The organism is Nostoc sp. (assembly GCF_036916985.1).
Taxonomy (GTDB): Bacteria; Cyanobacteriota; Cyanobacteriia; order Cyanobacteriales; family Nostocaceae; genus Nostoc.
The window spans coordinates 1-5034 of sequence record NZ_JBALFD010000038.1 but is presented as its reverse complement, the minus strand read 5'-3'; the positions used below and the strand labels follow the sequence as shown (position 1 = coordinate 5034).

The following is a 5034-nucleotide window of genomic DNA, read 5'->3' as shown; positions in this document are numbered from 1 at the left end:
CAACTGTTTCAGGCTCAACTGTTTCAGGCTCAACTGTTTCAGGCTCAACTGTTTCAGGCTCAACTGTTTCAGGCTCAACTGTTTCAGGCTCAACTATTTCAGGCTCAACTATTTCAGGCTCAACTGTTTCAGGCTCAACTATTTCAGGCTCAACTGTTTCAGGCTCAACTGTTTCAGGCTCAACTGTTTCAGGCTCAACTGTTTCACCAGGGTTCCCGGCTCTATCCATACTTCTGCCCAAGAGGGGCTTTGCTTCTAGGATAAAAATATTTCCGCCAGGGAGTCTGCTGTCGCGAATCATGAAGGTAGTGGTTGCCAAAGAGCCGATACCACCACTTGAAAACTGATCAAAAAATTCACCCCATCGCTCACGCGGTACAGATTTGTTTATGTCAATTTTACTTACCATGATGATTCCTTTAACTTCAGAAATTAAATATGCGTTATCCAGAATCCTTATTCATAATTAAAAAATGTTTGTACTTATTCCTTACACAAGCATTCAGAGTTTTATGATGTAATTTCAGCTTGATTTTTTTTAGCCGCACATTTAATACTTACAGATTTGTCCTAATATAACCTCTACCTTTTGAACGTTTTAGTATAAGTTATACAATTCATACACTATGTTAAAGCTTTTCAAAAAATAATTGCTATTACAAAAAATTACCTTTATCGTAAATTAAAGGGTTTAAGAACCTGCAATCTACATGTAGCAGCCATTTCAGTCGGGGTTTGTCTTGAGAAATCGCTCCACTTGGGCAAAGCCCAAGACCGCGTTTCTTGCTAAATCCCCGTCTGAAATTTCTTTAATTTTGAATTTTGAATTTTGAATTGTTAATCCTGTTTGCAAGACTTTAGATGCTAAATATTGCTTTCAAATTTTTGAAGTTTTCTATAGCGATCGCTTGATTACTCTCAAGATCCAAAAATAAATGACTCATCCTCAGGCTTCAAGCCGGGGAATGAGTTAAGAAACAGATCCAGCAATCATCCCAACAAGTAAAATAAAACCAATCCACACATTTTGCCGAAACATTTGACCATAAACAGGATTAGGTAAGTCTTGCTGTCTTAATCGTAGAGACTGCCAAATCCAAGCAATACTAGCAACAGCAAGGCTAATCCAGAAGGCTAAATGCAGATGTATGACTACGCCTAACCAAGCCAACAATAAGATTGTGCCAGCAAAAAAAATTCCAATGACGAGAGGGGCATAATTTCCAAAAAATAGGGCGCTAGAATTAACACCAATGCGGCGATCATCTTCCTTGTCGCTCATAGCGTAAACAGTATCAAATCCTAATGTCCACAGAACAGTTGCGCCCCAAAGTAACCAAGTTGGTTGAGAGATGGTTTGTGTGACTGCACTCCAGCTAATCAATACCCCAAAGCCCCAAGCGATGGAAAGTACCAGTTGTGGTACAGGAAATACTCGCTTTGCGCCTGGATAAAGCAGAATTATAGGCACTGCTGCCACACATAACCAGAAACTCAGGGGGTTAAGATAAAAGGCCAGGACTGCTGCACATGCTAGCGATACGATCGCAACTACAATCCCAACTTTCACAGATAAAGCACGAGAAGCGAGGGGGCGATCGCGTGTTCTCTCCACTTCTGGATCAATATCCCGATCCCACAAATCATTGACGACACACCCAGCCGCACTTGTGGCCAAAGTACCCAATATAATTACACCAACCAGAGGTAAGGGCGGTTTCCCCGAAGCTGCCAAAAACACAGCCCAAAGGGCAGGAATCATTAAAATTAACCGTCCTTCTGGTTTATGCCAGCGCAAAAGCCGGATAATTGTAAGCCAAGTTGGTGACTGGGGGCGTTCTGGCGTCGTTAACATAGGATTGGGCATTGTGGGCATTGGGCATTGGGCAAAACAGTTCCGAGTTCCGTTGGCGGTAGCGGGGCGTTTAGCCCGTTCCCAGTTCTGAGTAAAGAAATGAGATTCCCCACTCAGCACTCATTCACACATCTTTACATCTATAGAATAACGTTATTTGTTATTTGTAAATACATAACCGAAAGTGGCAACTTTAAATACCTTTAAATAGTCACTAGGTTAGAAGCAGTAGGGTGAATATACTTAGCTCAGTTTTCTTTGAGCAAATTGAGTTTCGATTACTAAGTATTTTTTTATTTACTCAGTAATCAGCTTGAATAAGTGTGTTGTAATAAATATCAGTGCCAGCTACCCCGACATACCATCGTTTGCCATCATTTCTTAAGAAAGAGAGAAAACTAGATGCTGAATTTAGTTTCGGCTAGCTGGGAGAGTGTTCCAACTCAACCACCTAAGCAACATCGGATTATTGCTGCCATTGACTTGGGAACGAATTCTCTACACATGGTAGTAGTCAAGATTGACCCCACACTACCAGCTTTCAGCATTATTGCCAGAGAAAAAGAAACTGTCAGACTTGGCGATCGCGATCTCACTACAGGGGAACTCAAACCAGAGATAATTAAAAAGGCGATCGCGGCTTGTGGACGTTTCCAAGAAGTTGCCAAAACTATCAACGCTGAAACTATCATCGCGGTGGCAACTAGTGCTGTGCGAGAAGCCCCCAATGGAAAGGATTTTTTGCACCAAATAGAAACGGAGTTAGGTTTAAGCGTTGACTTGATATCCGGTCAAGAAGAAGCGCGACGAATCTATCTTGGCGTACTATCGGGCATGGAATTTCACAACCAGCCCCATACCATTATTGACATTGGCGGTGGTTCCACAGAATTGATTTTGGGTGATAGTCAACAACCGCGTACTCTCACCAGTACCAAAGTTGGTGCAGTGCGACTCACTAGCGAGTTAATTACCACTGACCCCATCAGTAACACCGAGTTTCAGTATCTCCAAGCTTATGCACGCGGAATGTTGGAACGTTCTGTAGAAGAATTGTTAGCAAACCTAGAATTTGGAGAATCTCCGCGTTTGGTGGGTACTGCGGGCACAATTGAAACCCTGGCAATAATTCATGCACGAGAAAAGTCGGGTGTTATTCCTTCTACTCTCAATGGCTACCAGTTTAGTCTTAAAGACTTGCGAGAGTTAGTAAATCGCTTGCGGAAACTGAGTAATTCTGAAAGGGCTGACATACCTGGGATGCCAGATAAGCGGGCTGAAGTTATACTCGCGGGTGCAGTCATATTACAGGAAGCAATGACCCTTTTGGGTACTGAATCGGTAACAGTTTGTGAGCGTTCTCTGAGAGAGGGCGTCATCGTAGACTGGATGCTAACCCACGGTTTAATTGAAGACAAACTGCGCTACCAAAGTTCAGTTCGGGAACGAAATGTTCTCAAACTCGCTAATAAGTACCACATCAATTTAGAATACAGCGATCGCGTGGCAAAGTTTGCCGAGAGTTTATTTGATCAAACTCAAGGTACTCTACACCACTGGGGATCTGACGAGCGACAATTGCTGTGGTCAGCGGCAATATTACACAATTGCGGTCACTATATCAGCCATTCCTCTCACCATAAGCACTCTTACTATCTAATTCGCAATGGAGAATTACTTGGTTATACAGAAACCGAGATTGAAATCATTGCCAATTTAGCGCGTTATCATCGCAAATCGCCGCCCAAGAAAAAACATGAAAGTTACCAGAGTTTGCTGACTAAACACCAGCGACAAATGGTCAGTCAATTGAGTGCGATTTTAAGATTGGCAGTGGCGTTAGATAGACGACAAATTGGTGCGATCGCTCAAGTGCGATGTGAGTATTATCAACAACTTCGGCAGGTAAACTTGCTAATTTTCCCATCTAAACCTAATGACGACTGTACTTTAGAACTCTGGAGTTTAGATTATAAAAAAGGAGTATTTGAGGAAGAATTTGGAGTGAAATTAGTAGCGACTTTAGAAAAGTCTAGCTTTGCGAACTTGTCTTAAAAAGTGGTGGCGTAGCAAGACTAAATTGTTGCAATAAATTTGTAAGTTGGGGGGCCACTGCGTTGCGCGGGTTACCCTCGTTGTAGCAAGTGGCGTTGGAGGCTTTGCGTAACCCAACATCTTGATCTGACTTTTCACGGCATCTAGAAAACCTCACTTCTATTTCTCTCTGCTTTTAGGAGAGAGAAATAGAATTTTCCCCCTTCCTGCGACGAGTTGGGGGTTAGGGGGTTAGGTTTTTGGTGGACTTTTCCACATAACGTGAAAAGTCAACATCTTGATATATAGCGGTTCTCAATTGCGTGAAATACAGACCTAACCCCCAGCCCCTTCCCTGCGAGGGAAGGGGAGTGAGCATCAAAGCCTCTCTCCTTTTAGGAGGGAGGAATGGAAGTGAGGTCAAAATGTATTGCTTCCATTCGAGAAGCGCTATATAGGACTGCCCCACAAAATAGGATAATTTATTTCTTGGAGTTACCTAATTCATTAGCTTGAAAACTTAGGCTGAATATAAAAGCTTGAGGTAAAAATCAGATTAAATTTATCTAGTAACAGTTCAAGGTGGTATAGTGAGTAAACAATACCACCTTGGACAAGACTTTTTATTATAAAATCTATCTAATTTTGACATCCTGCTTAAGGATGAATTTATAATTTACTTAAGACGCATTTAAAAACAAAAAATAGTAATTATAATAGAGCTAACAATCTATTTTATATAGGTTATGTTGCTATTGGATATCTAAGCCGGGAAAACTTAGATATCCTTATATAAAATTTCAATAAATCAGGCTCAATTGTTCGGTTTTATGCAATGGAGAATGCTCATACAGTTTTACTATACTAATGATATAAATACGTTAGTAGTGCCACGGCATTTATTATTGGTGTCAACTGGCCGTTAAAACGGCGTTTTGTAACCGCGTCTACAAAAGGCTTTACCTACCTCCGTGGGTTAGGGACTTCCAAATAAAAAATACTCAACTACTTCTTGTGGGGCGAGCAAAACGCTCGCACATATACAAAGGGGGGCATCTTGGCATTGGCGTCAAGTTAAGAAAAATAGAGTCTTGTCAAGAGGGGCCTAGTAATTGACTAAACTCAACGCCATGGTGCTGAGTTTA

General features: G+C 41.6%; 3 protein-coding genes. 1 reads left to right on the top strand and 2 read right to left on the bottom strand.

All coding sequences use genetic code 11. From position 1 onward, the window contains the following. A partial coding sequence (locus V7L07_RS14025; RefSeq protein ID WP_335058710.1) for an oleate hydratase occupies positions 1-409 on the bottom strand: 409 nt, incomplete at its 3' end. A 561-nt stretch (positions 410-970) separates the two neighbouring features. Next, complete coding sequence (locus V7L07_RS14020) at positions 971-1855, bottom strand: 4-hydroxybenzoate solanesyltransferase (RefSeq protein WP_335058712.1); 885 nt, start codon at positions 1853-1855, stop codon at positions 971-973. A gap of 402 nt (positions 1856-2257) precedes the next feature. Here V7L07_RS14020 and V7L07_RS14015 point away from each other — a divergent pair, with 402 nt between their 5' ends. Next, positions 2258-3910, top strand: coding sequence for a Ppx/GppA phosphatase family protein (locus tag V7L07_RS14015; RefSeq protein WP_335058708.1), 1653 nt, complete (start codon positions 2258-2260; stop codon positions 3908-3910). The last annotated feature ends 1124 nt before the right edge of the window (positions 3911-5034 follow it).

Coding starts and splice junctions, on each gene's coding strand:
- V7L07_RS14020 (WP_335058712.1), bottom strand. CDS start 1,855: ATGTTAACGACGCCAGAACGCCCCCAGTCACCAACTTGGCTTACAATT.
- V7L07_RS14015 (WP_335058708.1), top strand. CDS start 2,258: ATGCTGAATTTAGTTTCGGCTAGCTGGGAGAGTGTTCCAACTCAACCA.